This window comes from Corynebacterium halotolerans YIM 70093 = DSM 44683 (assembly GCF_000341345.1).
GTDB lineage: Bacteria > Actinomycetota > Actinomycetes > Mycobacteriales > Mycobacteriaceae > Corynebacterium > Corynebacterium halotolerans.
On the sequence record NC_020302.1, the window covers coordinates 1096368 to 1118321 of the forward strand.

Annotated in this window: 20 protein-coding genes; 8 read left to right on the plus strand and 12 right to left on the minus strand. The window is 68.5% G+C overall.

Annotated features, from left to right (window positions below; translation table 11 throughout):
- Positions 1 to 100: 100 nt before the first annotated feature.
- Positions 101 to 949 (plus strand): endonuclease/exonuclease/phosphatase family protein, encoded by an 849-nt coding sequence (locus tag A605_RS05210; protein ID WP_027004335.1) that lies wholly within the window; start codon positions 101 to 103, stop codon positions 947 to 949.
- Complete coding sequence (locus tag A605_RS05215) at positions 946 to 1662, plus strand: DUF2238 domain-containing protein (protein ID WP_015400456.1); 717 nt, start codon at positions 946 to 948, stop codon at positions 1660 to 1662. The genes A605_RS05210 and A605_RS05215 overlap by 4 nt, the downstream gene beginning before the upstream one ends.
- Before the next feature lie 203 nt (positions 1663 to 1865).
- On the opposite strand, the gene A605_RS05220 is transcribed toward A605_RS05215, so the two are convergent.
- Positions 1866 to 2768 (minus strand): macrolide 2'-phosphotransferase, encoded by a 903-nt coding sequence (locus A605_RS05220; protein ID WP_015400457.1) that lies wholly within the window; start codon positions 2766 to 2768, stop codon positions 1866 to 1868.
- 593 nt (positions 2769 to 3361) lie between these two features.
- Between A605_RS05220 and nrdF the strand changes: the two genes are divergently transcribed.
- Positions 3362 to 4351 carry a class 1b ribonucleoside-diphosphate reductase subunit beta gene (nrdF, locus tag A605_RS05225; RefSeq protein WP_027004336.1) on the plus strand — a complete coding sequence of 330 codons (990 nt, stop codon included), beginning with the start codon at positions 3362 to 3364 and terminating at the stop codon, positions 4349 to 4351.
- Positions 4352 to 4522: 171 nt separating this feature from the next.
- Complete coding sequence (locus A605_RS05230) at positions 4523 to 5149, plus strand: SRPBCC family protein (RefSeq protein WP_015400459.1); 627 nt, start codon at positions 4523 to 4525, stop codon at positions 5147 to 5149.
- Between the two features lie 48 nt (positions 5150 to 5197).
- Here the strand turns inward: A605_RS05230 and A605_RS05235 are convergent, their stop codons facing one another.
- Positions 5198 to 5827, minus strand: a complete 630-nt coding sequence (locus tag A605_RS05235; RefSeq protein ID WP_034990740.1) for an MBL fold metallo-hydrolase — start codon at positions 5825 to 5827, stop codon at positions 5198 to 5200.
- A 131-nt stretch (positions 5828 to 5958) separates the two neighbouring features.
- The gene (locus tag A605_RS05240) at positions 5959 to 7677 is read right to left on the minus strand and encodes a CocE/NonD family hydrolase (protein WP_015400461.1); all 1719 of its coding nucleotides are present in this window, start codon (positions 7675 to 7677) and stop codon (positions 5959 to 5961) included.
- 153 nt (positions 7678 to 7830) lie between these two features.
- On the opposite strand from A605_RS05240, the gene A605_RS05245 reads away from it, so the two are divergent.
- Entirely contained in the window at positions 7831 to 8769 is a 939-nt protein-coding gene (locus A605_RS05245; RefSeq protein ID WP_015400462.1) for an MBL fold metallo-hydrolase, read from the plus strand.
- A gap of 93 nt (positions 8770 to 8862) precedes the next feature.
- Here the strand turns inward: A605_RS05245 and A605_RS05250 are convergent, their stop codons facing one another.
- The 7 genes from A605_RS05250 to A605_RS05280 all read right to left on the minus strand — a co-directional run bounded on the left by A605_RS05250 (position 8863) and on the right by A605_RS05280 (position 16994).
- Positions 8863 to 9837, minus strand: a complete 975-nt coding sequence (locus A605_RS05250; protein WP_015400463.1) for a hypothetical protein — start codon at positions 9835 to 9837, stop codon at positions 8863 to 8865.
- A 175-nt stretch (positions 9838 to 10012) separates the two neighbouring features.
- Positions 10013 to 11329 (minus strand): MFS transporter, encoded by a 1317-nt coding sequence (locus tag A605_RS05255; RefSeq protein WP_042440067.1) that lies wholly within the window; start codon positions 11327 to 11329, stop codon positions 10013 to 10015.
- Between the two features lie 166 nt (positions 11330 to 11495).
- Complete coding sequence (locus tag A605_RS05260) at positions 11496 to 12419, minus strand: alpha/beta hydrolase (RefSeq protein WP_015400465.1); 924 nt, start codon at positions 12417 to 12419, stop codon at positions 11496 to 11498.
- A gap of 105 nt (positions 12420 to 12524) precedes the next feature.
- A complete protein-coding gene (locus tag A605_RS05265; protein ID WP_015400466.1) occupies positions 12525 to 13652 on the minus strand; it encodes an FAD-dependent oxidoreductase in 1128 nt (375 codons plus the stop codon).
- A 78-nt stretch (positions 13653 to 13730) separates the two neighbouring features.
- Complete coding sequence (locus A605_RS05270; RefSeq protein ID WP_027004337.1) at positions 13731 to 14684, minus strand: phosphotriesterase family protein; 954 nt, start codon at positions 14682 to 14684, stop codon at positions 13731 to 13733.
- A gap of 47 nt (positions 14685 to 14731) precedes the next feature.
- The gene (locus tag A605_RS05275) at positions 14732 to 15706 is read right to left on the minus strand and encodes a phosphotriesterase family protein (RefSeq protein WP_015400468.1); all 975 of its coding nucleotides are present in this window, start codon (positions 15704 to 15706) and stop codon (positions 14732 to 14734) included.
- A gap of 544 nt (positions 15707 to 16250) precedes the next feature.
- Positions 16251 to 16994 carry a GntR family transcriptional regulator gene (locus A605_RS05280; protein ID WP_015400469.1) on the minus strand — a complete coding sequence of 248 codons (744 nt, stop codon included), beginning with the start codon at positions 16992 to 16994 and terminating at the stop codon, positions 16251 to 16253.
- A gap of 258 nt (positions 16995 to 17252) precedes the next feature.
- Between A605_RS05280 and A605_RS05285 the strand changes: the two genes are divergently transcribed.
- Positions 17253 to 18311: a tellurite resistance/C4-dicarboxylate transporter family protein gene (locus A605_RS05285; protein ID WP_015400470.1), complete on the plus strand. Its 1059-nt coding sequence runs from the start codon at positions 17253 to 17255 to the stop codon at positions 18309 to 18311.
- 21 nt (positions 18312 to 18332) lie between these two features.
- A complete protein-coding gene (locus tag A605_RS05290) occupies positions 18333 to 18773 on the plus strand; it encodes a methyltransferase family protein (protein WP_034990691.1) in 441 nt (146 codons plus the stop codon).
- Between the two features lie 9 nt (positions 18774 to 18782).
- On the opposite strand, the gene A605_RS05295 is transcribed toward A605_RS05290, so the two are convergent.
- Positions 18783 to 19601 (minus strand): SDR family NAD(P)-dependent oxidoreductase, encoded by an 819-nt coding sequence (locus tag A605_RS05295; protein WP_015400472.1) that lies wholly within the window; start codon positions 19599 to 19601, stop codon positions 18783 to 18785.
- Between the two features lie 35 nt (positions 19602 to 19636).
- Positions 19637 to 20560, minus strand: a complete 924-nt coding sequence (locus A605_RS05300) for an NADP-dependent oxidoreductase (RefSeq protein WP_027004338.1) — start codon at positions 20558 to 20560, stop codon at positions 19637 to 19639.
- 346 nt (positions 20561 to 20906) lie between these two features.
- Here A605_RS05300 and A605_RS05305 point away from each other — a divergent pair, with 346 nt between their 5' ends.
- Positions 20907 to 21827, plus strand: a complete 921-nt coding sequence (locus tag A605_RS05305) for a quinone oxidoreductase family protein (protein WP_027004339.1) — start codon at positions 20907 to 20909, stop codon at positions 21825 to 21827.
- Positions 21828 to 21954: the final 127 nt, after the last annotated feature.

The following is a 21954-nucleotide window of genomic DNA, read 5'->3' on the forward strand; positions in this document are numbered from 1 at the left end:
CGCGGTTTTCACTACGCTGAAAAGTATCCGATTTTCGTCTCGGACCTCGTAGTCCGATGGTTGCAGCGAGGTAAGACGCATCAACACGCACGAGTCGCCCGTGGATCCTGATCCACGGCTCCCGCTCATCGGGCCGGTGGCGGCGCCCGCTTTCCAGGTGATGGGCTGGAATATCCGCCGACGTCTGTCGCCCGTCACCCCACGCCCCGCGGACCGTTGGGACCGCCGCGCTCCCCGGATGCGGGCACTGCTGCAGGTGGAGCAGCCGACGGTGCTCGGCGCGCAGGAAGCGCTCCCGGATCAGGTCAGCTTCCTGCAGGACTCGCTCGGGCAGGGCTACCGTGTCATCGGCCAGGGGCGAAGCGCCAACGGTGGGGGAGAAGCCTCTCCGATCCTCTATGACAGCCGGAGACTGGAGCTGCTGGACTGGAAGCAGAGTGCACTTTCCGACACCCCGGAGCGGCCGGGGTCGGTCTCCTGGGGAAACATCATCCCCCGCATCATGGTGTCAGCGATTTTCCGGGACCGTGTGACCTCGCGGCGCTTTCTCACCGTGAACACCCACCTGGATCACCTCTCCCGGCGTTCGCGGGTGCGATCCGCGCAGGCGGTTCTCCGGGTCGTGTCCGACAGTGGCTTGTCTGCCGTGGTCACCGGTGATCTGAATGACGGTGCGGGCAGTGCGCCGCTGCGCGAGTTGCTTACGGAGGGAGAGCTCGTGGACACGTGGGAGACGGCGGAAGCCCACGACAGTGAGGCCTGGGGCACCTTCCCGAATTACCGGGCGCCCCGCCGTGGCGGGCGCCGCCTCGACTGGATCTTGGCCTCGCCGACCTTTCGGGTGCTCCGTGCCGCGACCAATCCGCAGCGTCACGACGGAGGATGGGCGTCGGATCACCTGCCGGTGCAAGCCGTGATGCTTCCGCCCGAGAACAGTGGTGCTCAATGATCGATAATTTTCTACGCCCGCCGCGGGGCCTGAGCGAGGTAGTGGCCGACACCCTCCGTGGGCTTGGCGCGCTCAGTGTTATTCTCGCCGCCGTTTTCTTCGAATTGACGGACGCCGGAGTCATCGCGTTCACCCTGCCCGGACTTGTCGCACCGCGCTTCATCGGAATCAAGCCATGGCCGGACATCATGCTCTCGGTCACGCTGCTCGTCGCTGCCTGGAGTAGCGTCCTCGATCTGTACACGAGAATCACCTGGTGGGATCTGGTCGTGCATTTCTTCTGTGTCGGAGTTCTGGCGGTGGGATGTTACCTGTTTCTCGCACGCCTGCGGATTGTGCCCACCCCGTTCACGAGTGGGTTCACATCGCCGGGCGGTGTCATCCTCACCACCACATTCGGGCTGGCCCTGGGCTCCCTGTGGGAAATGGTGGAATGGTTGGGCTACGCCTACATCACCTCCGACATCTATGTCACCTATGAGGACACGATCAGCGATATGGCAACGGGCGGACTGGGGGCACTGGGCATGGGTTTCGCTGTCGCCTATCTTCCACTGCTCCACACCGCGCACCCAACCTCGGCCAGTGCGCCACCAATGTCGGAAGGCAAGAGCCGCCTCAACCGCCAGCGAAGTACGGACCGTGACAGTGATCCGGGATCCTCCTCAAGCATGGTTTGCAGGGTGTCCCCGGAAAAAGACCTGCTGGACTGATGCCGGGTGGAGCGGTTTCGCTCAACCGCGGCCACACCAGACGGCCCCGGCAACACCGCTGTCCATTCACGGTGAACCTGACGCATCACCATCGAGCCAGTGTCCGCACGCGGTGTGCGGGGCCAGTGGCGATGGTTGCCGTAGGGGGTTGGCTGAGGACGAAACGTGGTCGAGTTAACGCGTAGGCGTCTGTTCCCTCGCATTCACTCCTCCGGCGGATTCAGCTGCGCCGCGGCCGCCTCCCGGTGTGTCTCATCGCCCGTGTCCAGGACATAGATGCCGTAGCCGACCGCGTTGGCCGAGAACATCTCGGCGCAGTGCTCCGCCAGGCGGGGCCAGATCCGGCCACCACCCCGCACGTACCGGTCCACCGTCACCTGGAACGCCTCGGGTGCGGCGGTGGCCTGGTGGAAGGAGAGATCCCGGGCCGGATCGCCGACGGAGGCGGTGGTCCAGTCCAGGACGGCGCTGATGCGGCCGCCCCGGATCAGCGTGTGGCCGGGGTAGATCTCGCCGTGGGTGAGCACGGTGTGCTCCGGCCAGTAGCCGTCCTCGTCCAGCCAGGCCTCCCACCGGTCCAGCAGGTGTCCGGCCACGGTGAATTCCCGGGCGACCCGTTCGATGTCGTCCCGCCAGGCCTGACGGAGCCCCGCGGGGCTGTGGACCTCGACGCCGGTGGCCGCGGCGTCGTCAAGCGGGGTCCCGTGCAGTTCGGCCAGCAGATCGCCGAGTGACTCCGCGAACGCCGGGGAGGACACGTCAACCTGCCAGACCGGTGTGCCATTCTCGTCGAGCTCCAGTCCGGGTTCGCCGGGCAGCAGGGGATAGGCGATCAATGACGCGGAGTGGATCCGCCAGCCCGGCACGGCGGCGCTGAGACGAGGCGCGACCAGCTGCAGGACCTTTCCCTCCGGCGCGGCGCGGTCCATCACCTCCGGGCGGCGGGGGATGCGCAGCACCCAGTCCTCACCGGTGTCCGTGCGGGCGAGTGCGACCCGGAAATCGAGTCCCATCTCGTTGATGCGCAGTGATTCAGGCTGGAGGGACAGGCCGTGCCCGGCGGCCAGGTCGAGGATGTCAGCGGTGATCGTGTCGTGGTCAGTCATGCTCTCAGCCTGGCAGATTGCGGGTCCCTCTGCGTCATGCCGGATTCGGGAATGCTCGGTCAAGCCCGGGGGCGGGACGTCTGCTGGTGCAGCGCGAGCCGCGGACGGCCCTCGACGAGCCCGGTGGACACTGGTCATCAGCGTCGAGAACTCCCCGGAGCGGACGTGGGCTGCCTCGGGTGATGAATGCGTGATGGCCGGGGGCGTCGGGGGGTCTTCGTTGCGGGGCGCATCCCCATGGACGTGGGAAGCCTGTGGGGGAGGTCACCGCCCGGTCACTTCCGCATCAAAAAGACCATCCCACCTGCGTCTGAGTCCGGTGGCGCCCCGGTCCGCCACCCGCCCACCGCTTCCGTCCGGGGATCGGTAAACTGTGCCTATCCGTCCCCGCCGCGACCGTCGCGGAGGTGGTCTGCCCCAGATGGTGGATCGCACACGGGCGGCACTTCCGGACACGACCACCACGGACCCGGGCCCGGGTCCGGGCCGACGGCGCGCGGGCGAGCACCGCGGCGTCGGAAAGCTGTCGAACAAGCGTGGAGCGAAACCCAATTCGACGCCACGCACGAAGAAGACTGATCTAGGAGAGCACGTTGCAACCTGTTGTTTCCCCCGCCAAGTACACCTCAGGTGAGGTGGTCGACTCGATCAACTGGAACGAGATCCCCGACCAGATGGACCACGACATCTGGAACCGCCTGGTGTCCAACTTCTGGCTCCCGGAGAAGATCCCGGTGTCCAACGACCTCAAGTCCTGGGACACGATGTCCGAGGACGAGAAGCTGGCCACCATGCGGGTGTTCACCGGCCTGACCATGCTGGACACCCTCCAGGGCACCGTCGGCGCGGTCTCGCTGATCCCCGACGCGACCACCATGCACGAGGAGGCGGTGCTCTCCAACATCGTGTTCATGGAGGCCGTCCACGCCAAGAGCTACTCGAATATCTTCATGACCCTGGCGTCCACCCCCGAGATCGAGCAGGCCTTCCGCTGGTCGCGCGAGAACGACCACCTGCAGTACAAGGCCCGCCGCATCCTGGACTTCTACAACGGTGAGGATCCGCTGCGGAAGAAGATCGCCTCCGTGATGCTCGAGTCCTTCCTGTTCTACTCCGGCTTCTACCTCCCGCTGCGCTGGGCCTCGCACTCCAAGCTGACCAACACCGCGGACATCATCCGCCTGATCATCCGCGACGAGGCCATCCACGGCTACTACATCGGCTACAAGTACCAGCGCCAGCTCGAGTCCCTGTCCGCGGCCGAGCGCGAGCAGCTCCAGGAGGACACCATGGAACTGCTCCTGGATCTGTACGAGAACGAGGCCAAGTACACCGAGGAGGTCTACGACGCGATCGGCTGGACCGAGGACGTCAAGGGCTTCCTGCGCTACAACGCCAACAAGGCACTCAACAACCTCGGCTACGAGGGCCTCTTCCCGGCCGACGACTGCCGGTTCAACACCGGCGTGCGCACCTCGCTGGATCCGTCCTCCAATGAGAACCACGACTTCTTCTCGGGTTCCGGTTCCTCCTACGTGATCGGCAAGGCGGAGGACACCACCGACGACGACTGGGACTTCTAATCCCCGGGCCCCTCCTTCGCGCCCCTGACCCGGAGATCTCCGGCGGGGGTCAGCCCCCGCGACCCGGGTCGCGGGGGTTTGGCGTGCCACGCGCCGGTGCCTGCGTCCCTATCCTGGCGGCATGGTCTCCTCCCACCCGGCAGGAGCCCGGCGACAAGCTAAGGAACCGACATGGCACACCGGCACACCCTCGCGCGGCAGGGGGAATCCGCACCCTTCCACTTTGAGACCACCTGGCGGGTGCCCGCGGAGGCGGAACAGGTCTGGCGGGTGCTCTCCGACGTCTCCTCCTGGCCGGACTGGTGGCCGGGGATGCGCACCGCGCGGATGCGCGGGAGCGGGGACCGGGCGTCGCTGATGGTGCAGAGCCCGCTGGGGTACCGCCTGCGCTTCGCCATTGCTCTGCTGTCCTCCGAACCGCCCACCTCGGCCGAGCTCACGGTGGACGGCGACCTGCGCGGCGAGGGGAGTTTCACCGCGCACCAGGACGCGGACGGAACCCGGCTGACGATCACGTGGTGCGTGGTCACCCGCCGCCGCCTGATCGGGGCGGTGCGTCCCGTCGCCACCTGGGCCCACGACGCGGTGATGGCGGCCGGACAGCGGGGGCTGCGCAGGGCGTGCGAACGGTCAAGCAACCGCAGCCGTCTGCCGGCGTCCGGGGCCGCGGTGTCGTCGAAGGTGCTCGGAGGTGTTCTCGTCCTGGTCTCCGGGGGGCTCATCGGCGGCCGTCTCCTGCGGGCCCGCCGCGAACGCGCCGCGGCCGGGCAACCGGAGGAGCTTCCGGTCGGGGCGTAGCGGGGTCCGGGCGGGCGTCGATGAGCGCTGTCGGGGCCGAGGGGACCTTCAGCCGATCTCCACGGATTCCCCGGGCGCCAGCGGCAGGTACTCGCTGCCGTGCTCCCCGGCGAGCTTGCTCAGCTGCTTGCGGTTGATCGCCAGGCCGTGGTCGTTGACGATCCCGTCGTGGATGGCGATGAAGCGCTTCGGCGGGTACTGCGACAGGAACTCCTCGATGTCGAGCATCTTCACCCAGGGTCCGTTGACCGGGAGCAGGACGCAGTCCACGTCCCGGATCGGGTGGAAGGCGTCGCCCGCGTGCAGCACCTGCCCGTTGAACAGGTAGCCGGTGTTCTCCGCGACAGGCGTGGCGCGGGTGACCACGGCGTGGTCGGCGCCGACGACCCGGACGTCGAGGGCGCCCACCCGGAAGGTGTCGCCGTGGGTGACCACGGTGACGTCGTCGGCCAGGTGCGCGGCGACGGACGCGGGGGCGAAGATCCGCAGATCGGGGTTGTCGTGGCGGGCGGCGCCGAGCGCCTCCGGATCGACGTGGTCGGGGTGGACGTGGGTGACCAGCACGGCGTCGACAGCCGCGAGGTCGTCGGGCACGCCGAAGGAGCCGGGGTCCACGAGGACGCGGGTGCCCTCGTGTTCGATGCGCACGCAGGCGTGGATGTGTCGGGTGATCTTCATGCCTCCCATTGTGGGGAAGTTCCGCCCGCCGTGACGGGGTTGGGGACACGGGGGACATGGGGGCGTCGATAAGCGGACGCCAAACCCCCGGCCGCACCGGGGCGGTCCGGGGGTGAGGCGCAGGACGGGTTCTACTTCACCGTGTACGGCAGCACGAGGCGCGACCGGTGCTGCGCGTCGCGGTAGACGGTGGTCGTGGTCTTGCGGCCGACCGGCAGGTGGAAGGCGTCCGGCGGCAGCAGGGAGTTGTGCTCGTCCGACATCGGTTCGTTGTTCGACAGCTCCGCGACCAGCTTGTGGCCCGGCTGGAAGGAGTTGGCGAACGGGTAGATGCGGATGATGTACTCGTTGATCTCGCCCGGGGTGACCGGCTGCTTGCGGGTGTGCGGGTGGACCGGGTTGCCCTCGGAGGACAGTTCCTCATCCAGCTCGTTCTGGGAGGCCTTGAGGTAGCCGGTGGTGATCAGCTGGCGCCTGCCGTTCGGGGCGACGTCCCACAGGCGCAGGATGAAGTTGGTGTCGTCGACGTCGAGGGCGGCGAAGATGTGGGCGGCACCGGTGCCCATCATCTCGGTCGGCTCCGTGAAGGGGGCGGTGGACCAGGAGATCATCGCCGTGTCGTTGGTCAGCGTCATCGGCAGCTGGGTGAAGGACTCCGGGGCGGCCCACTCGACGCCGAGGGCCTCCGGACGCTCCGAGAGGACGTGGCGCGGGCGCAGGTACAGCGGCCGGTACTCGACCTCCTTCGGCGGGAACTGGGTGCCGGTGACCTGCTCGTGGGAGCCCTCGACGTGGACGTTGAGGACCGGCTCGTCCAGCACGCCGTTGTCGTTGCCCTTGAGCCACTGGTCGTACCAGCGGAACATCTCGTCGTGGGCGTCTACGAAGGGCCGCGAGTTCATCGGCGGGTAGGGCAGGATGTCCAGCTTCTTCGGGCCCTGGACCGTGTTGAACAGCTCGATGGTGCCGTCCATCGTCCAGCCGCGGCCCTGGGCGATCTGCAGGTAGGTCGGGATGGTGATGTTCTCGGCCAGGGTGATCGGGTTGCGCTCCTCGTACCACTCGCCGTCGAGGTCGTTCATGACGATGTCGAACCAGGCCTCGTGGTGCTTCGGGTAGAGCAGGGTGTGGAACATGTTCGGCCAGTTGGCCACGTCCGGATCCTGCAGGCGCTCGGCCACCTTCTGCTTGATCTCCTCGGCGGAGAACTCCTCCAGCATGCGGGACTTGACGCGGTCGGTGAACGCCCAACCGGAGTCGCCGCCGCGGCCCTCGCGGGCGGCGCGCGGCATCAGCCACATGACGCCGCCGTGGTAGGTGGTCTCGTAGAAGTCGTAGTGGCCGCCGTTGACGAAGATGGCCTTCAGGGCGGGCGGGTTCTCCGCGGCCGCGAGCACGGACATGGAGCCGAAGTAGGAGGTGCCGATCATGCCGACGTTGCCGTCGCACCAGGGCTGCTCGGCGACCCACTGGATGAAGTCGTAGGCGTCCTCGCCGAGGGAGACCCCGCCGGCGTTGTAGTTGCCGATGTGCTCGCCCTCGGAGTGGCCGGAGCCGCGGATGTCACCGATGACGTGGACGTAGTCCTCGGAGACGACCCGGGCGATGTCGCCGGCCTCGATGCAGCCGTCCCACAGGACCGAGGGGCGGTACTGGCCCGGCATCTTCAGGGAGAAGGCCTGGAGCTCCTTGCCGTAGGGGCTCAGGGCGATGAGCGCGGGGCGGGGGATCTCATCCGGCTTGTGGTAGACGTCGGCGGCCAGGTGGACGCCGTCGCGCATGGGGACCCGCAGGTCCTTGCGGACGGCGATCGGCTGCCCGCCGGCGTCGATGGTGGTGAAGTCGCTCATGGGTGTCCAGCTCCTAGGAATGAGGTAAACGGGCGTCGGAGTCAGCGTGTGGGTTGCGACACAGCGTGATAGTTGAAATATTATTATAATAAAGTGGGAGCCGCAAGGCCCTATGATCCGGTTAACGCAGGTTCCGACCCCAGGAGAGCACCCATGACCCAGCCCACCACCATCAGCCCGCTGATCGCCCCCTGGGGCCGGTTCAGCCTCTACACCTTCTTCATCGACGCCCCGGAACCCGCGGTCGTCGACACCGGCATCTCCACCACCCCCACCGAGGGGATGATCCCTGAGCTGGAGAAGCTCGGCCGCCGCGTCGAGGACGTCAGGTGGATCCTCCTCAGCCACGGCCACATCGACCACCTCGGCGGGGCCCACGCCCTGTGGGAGCTGACCGGCCGCAGGGCCAAGGTGGTCATCCACGAGGAGGATCTGAGGTACCTGCAGTCCCGCCGCGCGCACGTGGACAACTACCTGGGTCTGCGCGCCAACTACATCGACAACCCCGACGCCGAGGCCCAGCAGACGCAGATGGCGTCGAAGGCGATCTCCGGGGAGATGTCCGCCGATGTCGTGGTCAGGGGAGGGGAGAAGCTCGACCTCGGCGGGGGCGTGACGGTGACCGTCCACCACGTGCCGGGCCACTCCCTGGGCTCGGTGGCCTACGTCGTCGACGGGCAGAACGACGCCTTCGTCGGCGACGCCGTCCAGGTCCACGGTGCCGCCAACGGCTTCCCCGGCTACGAGGACCCCGACGCCTACCGGGCGTCGCTGGAGCACCTGCGCGACGAGGTCAGGCCGGCCCGCATGTACATGGGCCACCCGTACCGCACCTCCGAGGGCGTCGCCTACCCCGTGGAGCTGGGCGCCGAGGACGCCATGTGCGCGATCACCGAATCCCTCGAGATCGAGGCCCGCGTGCGTGAGGCCGCCCGCCGTGCGATCGAGCACGGTCTGGCGACGGATGATTCCACCTACTCGCCGTTCCGGGCCGTGGCCGAGGAGCTCGGCTACACCGGCGACCCCACACTCGAGCCCTCGCCGTTCTTCACCACCCTGGACGGCTACCGGCGGCTGTTCGGGGGAAAGTAGGGGACTGTCCGTTGTGGCGGGGCGGTTTGAGGCCGAAATGAGCCGTTATCGCTCTGCTCCTGCCGGAAACCGCCCCTCCACAACATCCCGGTCTCACCGCCAGGCGGGACCCGCGGACGTCCACTGACTCCGCGGCAGGCGGTAGCCGCTCCTCAACAACTGGTGGTGCCGTCGCAGCACCGCCGCCATGCCACTGCCGTCCCGGTAGGAGTCCCGGTCGATCCGAACCAGCACCACACCGGCGTTGAGCAGCTCATCTTGCCGCAGCATCGAATCCCGGATCGCCGTCAGCGGGTCCAGCCCGAACTCGCCCTCGAACTTTCCCTGGCCGTCGTACTCGACGGCCAGGCCGGTATCGGGGAAGAAGAAGTCCACCCGGCCCAGGAAATCGCCGGCCTCGTTGTACAGCTCCGCCTGCTGCACCGGCGCCGGCAGCCCCTGCCGCCACATCCGGACCTTGAGCGAGGACTCCCGCGGGCTTTCCGAGGCCGCCGTCGCCAAGCGGACCGCCTGGCGCGCGGCGGACACGTTCGTGCTCCCCACCAGCTTGCCGACGCCGTCCTCCAGCTCACCGCGGCCGCACAAACCGTGGTGCAGGCAATGATCCAGCGCCACAGTGGCGTCCTCCAGAGTGTGCCAGCGCGCCAGGTCGAGGCAGGTGCGCACCCGTTCCGTCACCCGGACCTGCCCGTATCTCGTCCGCAGCACCGTGATCCCGCCCTCCCCGGACACCGTGCGCAGCACCATCCACCTGCCGACCTGTCCCCGCCTGCGGTGCGGACCAGCGAGTTCCACCGGGAGATCCGTGGTCGTGACGTCGAGAGGCAGGCCCCACAGCAGTGCGGCGCTCCTGCCGACGACGACCGCGCCGGGGGTGGACACCGCCTGGGCGGTGATCCATGCGACGTGGGCGTTACTGCGGTCCAGCCGGCGGTGCTCCGCCGCGTCGATGTAGACGCCGGGAGCGAGCCTGGACAGCTGCCCCCGGTGATACCGCCGAATAATCCGCATCTGCTCCGCCGCCGGCTTTCCGGCCGTGTGAATCAGCGGTCCCCCTACCCGGTTCATGCCCGGATTCTCACACACAGGATCCTGCACTGCATCCGGGGACGTTATAACGGGGCGGTTTGAAGCTGGAACCGGGCATTTTCGAGCCATTTCAGCCTCAAACCGCCCATTCATAACAGAACGCGAAGCCCCGCCCATCCGGAGAACCGGGAGTGGGGCTTCACCGGGAGCAGGCTCAGGCCTTCACGGCGTCCGGCTCCCCGTCCCGGGCCGGGGTCTGCTGCACGACCTCCCCCGCGCGACGACGGACGATGCGCGGCGCGGTCTCCTTCAGGAACAGCGCGAAGAAGGTGGCCACCAGTGCACCCCCGCTGGAGATGAGCAGCGCGCTGGACAGGCCGTAGACGTCGGCGACCGCGCCCGTGACGATCGGGTTGAGGAAGCCGCCGAAGAGTTCGCCGAGGCCGACCGGCAGTCCGACGGCCAGGCCGGCGACGGCCGGGCGCACCGACTCGGCGGGGATGACGGACATGGCCATGCCGCCCACGCCCATGCCGGCGGCGAGGACGAAGACCGCCAGACCCAGCAGGACCGGGTTCTCGATCACGAGGAAGGACAACGGTGCCAGAGCGGAGAGCAGCCCGAAGACCACGGCGGTGGGCTTGCGGCCCATCCGGTCGGAGATCAGGGGCACGATAAATCCCCACAGGGCGGTGCCCAGGCCGAAGGCGGACATGATCAGGCTCATGGAGCTGGCCGACGTGCCGCGGATATTGGTGAGGAACAGCGGGGCGAAGACCTGGAGGGCGATGAGGTAGACCATGAAGCCGGAGAACATGATCACCGAGAGGAGCACGTTCCGGTTCCGCAGCACCTCCTTGAGCTGGCCCTTCTCGGCGGGCCCGCCGTACTGGGCGGCCTCGGCGGAGGTGGCCTCCGGCTCCCGCATGACCTTCCAGATGACGAACGCCATGATCAGGCCCGGCAGGATGGTGAAGAAGAACGCCGTGCGCCAGTCGAAGATATTGGCCAGCGCCACGATGACGAGCGGGGCGAGGATGCTGCCGAACAGGCCGTTGGCCGTGTTCATGGTGAAGCCCAGGTTGAAGCCGCGGCGGTGCGGCGAGGATTCCATGGCCAGCACCGACTGGGTGACGGGGATGGTCGGGCCCTCGAACAGCCCCATCATCAGACGCAGGATGATCAGGTGGACGAAGGTAGCGGCGAATCCCTGCATGAACGAGGCCACCGAGAAGATGACCAGCAGGGTGACCAGGTACGTCCGCTTGCTGGCGACCTTGTCGGAGATGCGCCCGCCGACGATCGACGCCAAGGCCCAGGTCAGGGCGGCCGCGGCGGCCAGCTGACCGACCTGGGCGTTGTTCAGACCGAGATCGGCCTGGATGAAGGGCATGAGGAAGTTGATGACCAGCCGGTCGAAGAAGACGAGTCCGACGGCGAAGAAGAAGACGGTGACGAGCTTGTTCTCGTAGGTCCAGAAGGGGGTCTTACGTGACGTGGTGTCCTCCGTGGGGCACTCAGTGCAGTAGATGGGGGAGGGGGAAGGCTCACGAACTTCCGTGAAATGGGATGGCTTCCGGACGACCCGGTCATGCTGCGGGGTCGTCTGGGTGGGGAAAGGGGAAGCGGGGCCCCTGTGGAGGAGTGCTCACTGCCGGGCCGCCGTGGGGCGGGCGCGGCTCGTGGTGCGGGGGCGGTCAGCCCTCGTTGAGGAAGCGGGCGGTGTCGTGGAACACCTCGTAGAACTCGGGTATCCACGAGAAGTTGGCCACGAAGCCGTGGTTGGCGGCGTCGTAACGCTTGGTGGTGACCTCGACGCCGGCGTCCTCCAGACGCTGACCGTAGGCCTCGCCCTCGTCGCGCAGCGGGTCGTAGCCGGCGGTGACGATCAAGGCCTTCGGCAGGCCGGAGAGGTCCTCGCGCTTGATGGGGGAGACCAGCGGGTCGGCCGGATCGGCGCCGTTGTCCAGGTAGAAGGAGTTGAAGGGGGCCAGGCCGTTGTACTCCAGGCCGTAGCCCTCGGCGTTCTCCTGCAGCGACGGCCAACGCGACCGGTCGAAGTCCAGGTCCACGGACGGGTAGTAGAGCACCTGGTGGGTGATGCGGTCGAAGCCCTCGTCGTGGGCCATGGCGGTCACGGCCGCGACGAAGTTGCCGCCGGAGCTGTCGCCGGCCAGGGCCAGGTTCCTTCCGTCCCAGTCCAGCCGGTCACCGCTGTCGGCGGCCCACTTCACGACGCCGAGACACTCGTTGAGCGCGGTCGGGAACGCCGCCTCCGGGGCGAGACTGTAGCCGACGGAGATGACCTTGTGGCCGGTCTCCTTCGCCAGTGAACGTGCCACGTGGTCGTGGGTGTCCAGGCTGCCGGAGAAGAACGCGCCGCCGTGGAAGTAGACGATCAGGCCGAAGGAATCGGCCTCGACCGGGGTGTAGATGCGGACCGGCACATCACCGGCGGGCGTCGACGCCGTGGTGTCCGCGACGTCGTGAAGCGGCAGGCGATCCTCGGGCGGCGGGACCTGGCCGGCCTCGGCCTCGCGCATGGCCTGCGGGTTCGGCGGGGTGGTGGAGGCGGGCGGGATCTGCTCGACGATCCTGGCGATCTCGGGGTGCAGGGTCATGGGTGATGCATTCCTTTCGTGTACGGCGACGGCGCCGGCGCGGCAACCTGGCCCCAGTATGGTTGTCGCACCGGCGCCGTCAGGTGGTGCGGTCGTGGGCGGGGATCAGTAGTTGATCTTCTCCTTCTCCGGGAAAGCGGTCTTGCCGGCGGACTCCGCGTTCCAGGACTCGCGGGAGATACGCTGCAGCTCCTGGACCGGCTCCTTGCGCTGGGAGGTGTAGAGGGCCAGCGCCTCGGGCACGGTGTCGGCCTCGACGAGGCAGTCGGCCAGCACACCGGCGTCGATGACCGCGGAGTTCGCACCCTGGCCCTGGTGGTGCAGCATGGCGTGGGCGGCGTCGCCGATCAGGACGACCGCGTCTGAGTTCCACTTGTCCTGCGGGTCCAGATCCGCGGCGGCGCGCTGGTTGACCTCGTCCCAGTCGAGCTTCTCGACGATCCTGAGCAGACGCTCGTCGAAGTTCTTCAGCATCTCGAGCACCTCCTCCTTCGACACGTTCGGGTTCCAGGTGGTGTCGTCGTGCGGAACGGTGATGTCGAAGGAGATCTGGCCGTTCTCACCGCGGTGGCGCAGCGGCAGGAAGTAGATCATGCGGCCGGTCTCGGCCTCGAGGTAGAGGCGCAGGTTGTCGTCGACGAGCAGTCCCTCGCCCAGGGAGCCGTCGATGACGGCGCGGTAGGCGTGGGCGCGCTGCATGACCGGCTGGGAATCGGACCACAGGCCGCGAACCTTGGACTTGATGCCGTCGGCGCCGACGACGATGTCGAAGGTCTCCTCGACGCCGTTGGAGAACCTGACGGTGGCCGAGTCACCGTTGTCGGTGATCTCCTCGGCCCGGTGGCCGAGCTGGAGAACACCCTCGGGCAGCTGACTGACCAGTGCGTCGATGAAGTCGCGACGGTGGATCATGCGGGTGTTGTGCTTCTCGCCGCCCTCGGACAGGTGCGGCCACTCCTCGCGGGTGATCACGTTGCCCTTGGCGTCGAGGATCTCGAAGTAGTCGGACGGGGAGGTGACCTTCTCGATGGCGTCGAAGATACCGAGCTTCTTGAAGAGCTTGACCGACGCCGGGCGCAGGCCGATGCCCGCGCCGACCTCCCCGGAGGCGGGAGCCTGCTCGTAGACCTTGACGTTGGCGCCGATCTGGCTGAGCGCCAGGCCCGCGGTGGCGCCGGCGTAGCCGCCGCCGATGACGGCGATGTTCAGGTTCTTGATGTCGGAAGCCTGCATGGTTCTTCTCTTTCCGGGATGCGGCGCCTTCTGCGCGCCGGGTGTGGGGTGGGAAGTTGCTGGTGGAGCGGGGGAGGATCAGGCCTGCATGGCCAGAAAGTCGTGGGCGTTGTCGACGAAGATCTGGTTGATCGTCTCCTCGTCGATGTCGTTGCGCTGCAGGTCGGGGATGAGGACCTCGAAAATGTAGTTGATGGTGTGGCCCTTGACTCCGGGCCAGCCGAGCGGGGAGCAGTTGGCGTCGGCCGAGGCGAGCACCTTATCGACGTGGCCGGCAGCCAGGGTGCGCAGGAAGTGGTCCATGCGGTCCTTGCGGGGGCGGGCCCAGAACGGTGGGTCCGGCAGTTCGGTCTCGTAGCCGAAGGTGTCGAAGCCCAGGCGGCCGCCCACCTCGAGGATCCGCTCGGTCGGGGTCTGCGCGTGGTTGACGCCGTCATCGACGTGGCCGAAGAGCACGCGGTCGAGATCCAGTCCCTCCTCCTGGAAGATGGCGATGGCGGGCTCGGCGTCGATCGCCAGGTGGGTCATGACCGGCACGCCGGTGGCGACGGCGGCCCGGGCCGCGGCGCGGTAGATGCGCTTGTCCAGCTCGGTCATGCGGCCCCCGCGGGAGACGCCGACCTTGATGATGCCGGCCTTGGCGCCTGAGCCGGTGATGCCCACGGTGATCTCGTGGATGAAGACCTTGGTCAGGTAGTCGACGGAGGCCTGCGCGAAGTGCGGCAGGGCCGTGTCACCGCCGACGAAGCCGGTGCAGGCGATGATGTTCACGCCGGTCTTCTCGGACAGGGACTGGTAGTAGGGGATGTCCCGGCCGTTGCAGATGCCGGTGGCGTCGACAAACGTGCCGCCGCCGTACTCGTGGAACTTACGCAGTTTCGGGACGGTCTCCTCGTAGCGGACTTCCGGGGCCTTCCACCACTTGGTGTCCAGCTCGGAGCCGGGCATGCCGTAACCGATGTGCTCGTGGATGGCGACGAAGCCGAGTTCCTCGACCGGGATGGTGCCCAGCACGGTGTTGACCTTGGACAACTTGTTCACCTCTTGTTTTCTGTGGTCTGTGGGATAACGCGGCGGTGTCAGCGCACGGTCAGCAGGTCGCGGGGGTTGTCCTCGAGGATGCGCTTCGCGTCCTCGTCGGTCAGGCCCTGCTCCTTGGCGAAGGGGATGAAGGTCGCGGCGACGTAGCTGTAGGGCAGCTCGTAGGCCGGCAGTCCCTTGGCGACGCCGATGGCGTTGCCGGAGAGGATGACACGGTCGGCGAAGCCTTCCTTGACCAGCTCGAGCACGAGGTCAACGCGCTCGCGGTCGGTGAGGTGGTCGGCGTCGTCGTCCAGGCCGACGTGGTCGAGCCCGACGTAGGCGCCCCGGCGGGCGATCTCGAGGGGAGCGCCGGCCTCGACGGCGTCGCGACGGTCGAGGCCGTTGACGAGGACACGCTCGGCCGGCAGTCCCTCGTCGAGGACGATGCCGAGTTCGGCCACGGCGTCGGCGCCGAAGCGGATGGAGGCCGGCACGCCGGTGCTGAGGGCGGCGCGGGCCGCGCCCCGGAAGAGGCTCTCGTCGGTGGCGGTCATGCCCTCACGGGTGGCGGTGGTGGTCACGATGCCGGCGCCGGCGCGGCGCTCGACGCGGGGAACGACCATGCCCTCGGTGACCTCCTTGGCGAAGAGGTCGGCGAACTTCTCGGCCGGCCACGGCGTCGGGGGGTTGGTCTGTGGCGTCAGGAAATAACCGCCGAGCATCTCCTCCGGGCCCTGGCCGGTGGAGGCGATGATGTTGACACCCGTGGAGCGGGAGAGGGTCTCGTACAGTTTCAGGTCGCGGCCGTGGAACATGCCGGTGGAGTCCACGATGGTTCCGCCGCCGTGCTCCTTGAAGTCGGTGAGCTTGCGCTTGAGGATGTCGAAGATCTCGGCGCGGTCGAAGTCGATGTCCGGTGCGTACTGCGCCCCCGGGAACACCGAGAGCAGGGCCTCATGGACAGCCACGACCCCCAGTTCTTCCGCGGGGACGGGGCCGAGGACCGTGTTGACCGTCTTTCCGTCTGTCATTGGCACTACCTTTCGTTGGCGTGATGCCGCCCGGGCATCACGCGCCGTGAATATTCAGGCACCGCATCGGCCGGGATCGGTTCGGTGATGAAGCGGTGCAGGCGGCAGCAAACGCAGGAGAAGCAATGGGCCGGAAAGCTCGGTGTCCGCCAGGCGAGCCGCAGCACACTGTCCCTTTAATGTGACCTTCCTTACGTTCTTAGGAATAGATTGACATATTGACATGCCAAAGTCAAGAACGGGGTGAACGGGTGAAATCTTTCCCCTGAAAGGGGCGGTGAACGGGGGTGTTCCGAATTTTCCGGGGCCCCGGGGAGGTGCTTTCCGCCGCATCCCCGGTCCCCCGTTCCGCGGCCTGAGCCGTCCACCGGTGGGAATGTTGTCCCTGCTCTGGCCGCATCCTCTGGTGGGATGGGTCATGGATCCGGGATCCGGGGTCGAATCTACCGGAGGACGGACGTCGCGCACATGCGCGGTCGGCCGGTACGTCGGGGAGGGCCCGCGACGCAGGGGCCGAGCCCGGATGGCGCCCGGACAGGGGTTCCTAGCGGTTCTCCACGAAGCGGTACTTGAACTCCTCGGCCAGGTGCAGGGCGATGCGCCAGCCCGCGGGGACCCCACCCGTGGTGAAGAAGGTGGTCTCTATCGCCAACAGGGGGCTGTTCTCGGCCACCCCGAGAATGGCGGCGTGCTCGGCCGAGGCCGACGTCGCCCAGGTGACGTGTTCGGCGCGGTCGAGCAGGATGCCGTACTGCTGCTCCATCAGCTCGAAGGCGGAACCGGAGGCCTCGAGATCCGCGGCCGTCGGGTGGAAGTCGGCCGGCGGGCGGACATAGACGTCCGCGGTGAGCAGCGGGGAATCATCCACCGAGATCACCCGGCTGAAGTGCAGGAGCTGTTCGTCCTGCTCCACCTGCAGGTGGCGCTGGACATGGGCGGGCGGTGTCACGCGGCTGACGGCTGAGACGGCCGACGTCGGGTGCAGTCCCCGGTCGGACAGGTAGCGGTGCAGGCCACCCACCCGCAGGTCGGCGGGCCGGTCCACCCGCGCCCCGCTCACGGGGAATGTCCCCTTGCCCTGCTTGCGGAAGACGTAGCCCTCGTTGGTCAGTTCCCGCAGAGCCTGCCGGATGGGGGCGCGGCTGACCCCGAACCGTTCGAGCAGCTGCGCCTCGGTCATCGGCGTGCCGGGATCCGCCACCCCCTCCAGGATCTCCGTGCGCAGGATCTCCTTGATCTGCTTGTACATGGGGATGCCGGACGAGGAATCGAGCTCGCTGGTTGCCATCTGGGTTTGGTCCCTCCACGTCGTTGGTCCCCCGAGGTGAGTTTTCAGCAAGTCAACCACACCCCGCGGGGAGTCCGGTGCGGAACGCCCGCGTCGGACGGATGATCGTAGGGCCGGATTATCGCACGGGGCTGCCACGCGACGACCCGGTGTGTGGACGTCGGGTGAGGGCGGGTGGGCTGTGTAGCGTGGGAGTGTCGTGCTCACCACCGGTGACGGTCGCGGAGCACACCGGCCGAGCAGACGAGGAGGACTTTCATGGGCACCCGCGTGCGTGAGCTGATCATGACGTTGCCGCCGGCGGCCTTCGCCTTCGTCATGGCGGCCGGCATCGTGGCGGTGGGACTGGATCTGGTCGGCCTGGCCGCCGCATCCTGGGTCCTGATCGGTGTCGCCGGCGTCGGCTACCTCGCGCTCGTCGTCATGACCGTGGTGCGGCTGCTCCGCTGGCGTCATCTGCTGGTGGGGGACCTCCGCGACCCGGCGCGTTCCTTCGGGTTCTTCACGTTTGTGGCCGGGACCGACGTGCTTGGCGTGGCCCTGGCCGAGCACGGGGCCTACCGTGCGGCGCTGGTTCTCCTGCTCATCGGTCTCGTGGCGGGCGTCATCCTCGGGTACGTCGTGCCGTGGCTGGCGGCGCTCGGCGGGGGACCACCGCCGCTGCGGGTGGTCGACGGCACGTGGTTCGTGTGGGTGGTGGCCGCCCAGTCCGTGGCCGTCCTGGCGGCCATGCTCTCACCCGTGTTCCCCGGGTGGACATATGAACTGGCCACTGTGTCGGTCATGGGGTGGTCGGCCGGGGCCGTGCTGTACCTGGCGGTCGCGGCGCTGGTCCTCGTGCGCCTGACCGGTCAGCCCGTGGGGCCGGCGGACATGAACCAGTCCTACTGGATCACCATGGGGGCGATGGCCGTCACGATCGTCGGCGGATCCCTCATCGTGGGGCTCGATCCGGGGAGCTCGCCGATGGTGACGGCCTCCCAGCAGCTGATCTCCGGTGTCAGCGTGATCATGTGGTGCTTCGCCACCGCGCTGATTCCCCTGCTGGTCGCCGTCGGATTCTGGCGCCACATCGTGCACGGGATTCCGCTGCACTACAAGGCCGCGCAGTGGAGCATCGTCTTCCCGCTCGGGATGTACGCGGTGGCCGGCATGCAGCTCGGGCGCGCCGATGACCTGCCGATGGTGGCGGCGATCGGCCGGGGCTGGATCTGGGTGGCGGTGGGCGCCTGGTTGCTGACCTTCGTGGCGATGCTGGTCGCCGTCTTCGCCCGGCGCCGCCCCGCGGGAGTGTCGGCGCTGCCCTCGGCGGGGTAGGAGCCGGTATCCTGTGGTGCCATGAGGATCCCTCCCGCAGTGTGGGCCGCCGGTGCCGGTCTCACCCAGTTGGCGATGACGCGTGGTGCCCGCGCTGCGCGGGCGACGACGAGCGCGGCCACGGTGCTCGGCGTGGCCTCCGCAGGTCTGGCCGTCGGTGCCGTGCTGCGTTTCCGCTCGCGGGGTACCACGGTCGACCCGATGGACGTCGACAGGGCGCAGGCCCTGGTCACTGACGGCGTGAACGCGTGGACGCGCAATCCGATGTACGTCGGGCTGGCCGGGATGCTGGCGGCGCACGCGGTGCACCGGCGCTCGCCGGCCGGCCTGCTGCCTGTGCTGGGGTTCGTGCTGGCCATCGACCGTTGGCAGATCCCCGCGGAGGAGGCGGCGCTGGAGCGGGCCTTCGGCGGCGAGTACGACGCTTATCGACGCGCCATCCCGCGCTGGGTGCTGCGCTAGCACCTGCGGCTACAGCCGCGTGCCGGTCAGTTCTGAGCTGATCTCCCACAGCCTGCGCCGGAACCGCGGATCCTGCGCCTGGGGGAGTGCGCGGGCTTCCCGCGTCCCGGAGAAGTACCGGCCACTGACCCCGGCCAGCTCGGGCGCGTCGATCAGGCGGCGGGTGGCCGCGATGCCGGTGGACAACTCGTCGATGGTGTGGCCCCAGCCCTCGTGCACCATCGCCGTCGGCATCAGCGTGGCCGGGTGCAGGCTGTTGACCGTGACCTCCGCCGGGTCCAGGTGTTCGGCGAGCTCAAAGCCGGCGGCGACCATCGCCAGTTTGCTCTGGGCGTAGGCCCGCGAGCCGGAGTAGCCGTGCCGGAGATGGAGATCCTCGAGCTCCACCTCCTGCTGGGCGGCGGAGGCGACGTTGACGATGCGCGCCGGGGCGCCGCGCCGCAGCAGTGGAAGCAGCAGCAGGCTCAGGGCGAACGGTGCCAGGTGGTTGACCGCCAGGCGCAGCTCGACGCCGTCGGGGGACAGCTCCCGCCGGTCGCCGCGGCCGGGGCCGACACCCGCATTGTTGACCAGCACGTGCAGGTGGTCCGTGAGGTCGGCGACCTGCGTGGCGAGAGCGTGGACCTGCGCCTGCTCCGACAGGTCGGCAGTCACGGTTTCGACGGTGGCGGTGGCGCCAGCCAGCTCGGAGCGCAGATCGGCGAGCCGGTCCGGGTTGCGACCGTGCAGGATGAGCCGTCCGGGTTCCCCGCTCAGTGCGCGGGCGAGGCCGTGGCCCAGGCCGCCGGTGGCGCCGGTGATGAGGACAGTGCGGTCGGGGCCGGACATGTGGGCCTCCTTCTCGGTGCGGGGAGGGGTCGGGATCAGCGCTCTACGTCGATGACGATCTTGCCGTTCGCCTCGCCGTTCCGGCTGAGGCGGAAGCCCTCGGCCACCTCGCCCAACGGCAGGATGCGGTCGATGTCGACCGTGAGGTCGCCCGCCGCCACCAGCTGCAGCAACTCGGCGAGCCCGGCACCGTCGGGGCGGACCCACAACCACCGACCGCCGTGTTCGGTGACCTCCGGGTCGGCGATCGAGACGTGGCGGTCGCCGTCGCCCAGCACCTCGAGCGTGGTCCCGAGGACCCCGCCGACGAAATCGGCCACGGCGTCGATGCCTTCCGGGGCCGCCTCCCGGAGGCGTTCGGTCAGCCCGTCGCCGTACTCGACCGGCGTGGCGCCGACGGCGCGCAGCTTGTCGAAGTTGTCCGGCGAACAGGTGCCGATCACCCTGGCGCCGCGGAGTACCGCCTGCTGGGCCGCGAGATACCCGACGCCGCCCGATGCCGCGTGGAGCAGGACGATGTCGGAGTCCGTGACCTGGAGGGCCTCGATCGACCGCTTGGCAGTCAGCCCGGTCAGGGGCAGCGCCGCGGCCTGTTCATCGCTGACACCCTCGGGGATGGGGGCGGCGAACTCCGCGGGCATGGCGATGTACTCGGCGAAGGTGCCGCCGGAGACGACCATCTTGCGGGCGTAGGCGGCCACCCGGTCGCCCACGGCGAATTCGGGGGTGTCCGGGCCGAGCCCCTCGACGACACCGGCGACGTCCCAGCCCGGCACCACGGGGAAGTGCGCCTCCAGCATGGAATCGAGGGCCCCGGACATGACCTTCCAATCCACCGGATTGACCGAGGCGCGGGTCACGCGCACCAGAATCTGGCCCGGGCCCACCTTCGGGTCGGGGATGTCCCGCAGCTGCAGAACGTCATTGTCGCCGTACTCGTAATAGGTCATTGCTCGCATGTCCGCCAGGGTAGGGGTGGCTCGGCGTTTCTTCCACGACGACCACTGCAGCAGGTGGCTGAGCTGCAATGATGCGGCGGGAGAGCATCCCTCCGGCGGGCACCGGTAGAAATGGGGCGTACGCCACCGGCCCCGGCAGGTCTTCCGCCGCCGCCCGGGCGGGCGACGCGGGCGTCGGCAGGCGGCGGGGTAGTGATTTTTCCGGGCCGACGGACGGAAGTCCCGGTAACGTCGGGGGCAGGTGGCCGTCCACCGGAGGACGGCGAGGGAACTCCCGTGCTCCGGCCGGCTCCGGCGGCACCCGCCCTCAGCACGAGAGCACCCGTTTCCCAGAGGAGGGACCCACATGCCAACGCGAAGCCGAGTTGTGGTGGCCGAGAAGTTCGGCGGACCCGACGTGATCACGATCGACGAGCGGGACATGCCCGATCTCGCGCCGGGCGGCGTGCGCGTCGCGGTGCGGGCGGCCGGCGTGAACCAGCTCGACGCCCGCCGCCGGACCGGCAGCCTCGGCGGCGAGGCGCCCGTCCCCCTCGGCGGAGCGTTCGCCGGGGTGGTCGTGGAATCCAACGACGCCGGCTGGGAGGTCGGCGAGGAGGTCATCGGCTGGGGCGCCGAGGCCGCCGCAGCGGACCTGGTCGACGTCACCGCCGACCGGCTCGCCGCCCGGCCCGGGGACATGGAGTGGGAACTGGCCGCCGGACTGCCGGCCGTGGGGCAGGCGGCGCTGTCCGCCCTCCAGGACTTCGATCTCGAGCCCAACGATGTCATCGTGATCCATGGTGCTGCCGGGGGAGTGGGTACAGCACTCATCCAGCTGGCCGTGACCCGCGGGCTGCGCGTCATCGCCACCGCCGCCGAGGAGAACCGGGAGTACCTGAGGGAGCTCGGGGCGGTGCCGGTCACCGAGGGCGACGATTTGTCCGGGCGCATCGAGGCCGCGACCGAGGGTGACCCGGTCGCGGCCTCAATCGATCTGCGCGGCACCCCCGAGACCGGTGAGTACGCCGACTCCCTGGAGGGCGCCGGCGGGGCGGCCATCACCCTGGTCCCCGAGACCCGCGACTCGCACGGCATCGCCATGCCCCTGGTGAAGCTCGGCTCCGCCCAGATGCTGGAGCTGCTCGACGCGGTGTCCGCCGGGCGGCTGAAGCTGCCGGTGGAAACGGTGCCCCTCGCCGACGTCGCGGAGGCCCACCGTCGTCTCGACGCCGACGAGGTGCGGGGTGCGCTGGTGCTCGACCTCTCGGACAATCCGCACCTGTGAGTGGAACATCCGTGTCACTGCAGGAAAAGACCGACGTAGCTATGCTGAACCCGTGACCTGAATCACGAGCTGCGCCTGATGGCCGAGGCACTTGGCGTCAGGGCGGACATGACGCAACCGGAGGAGC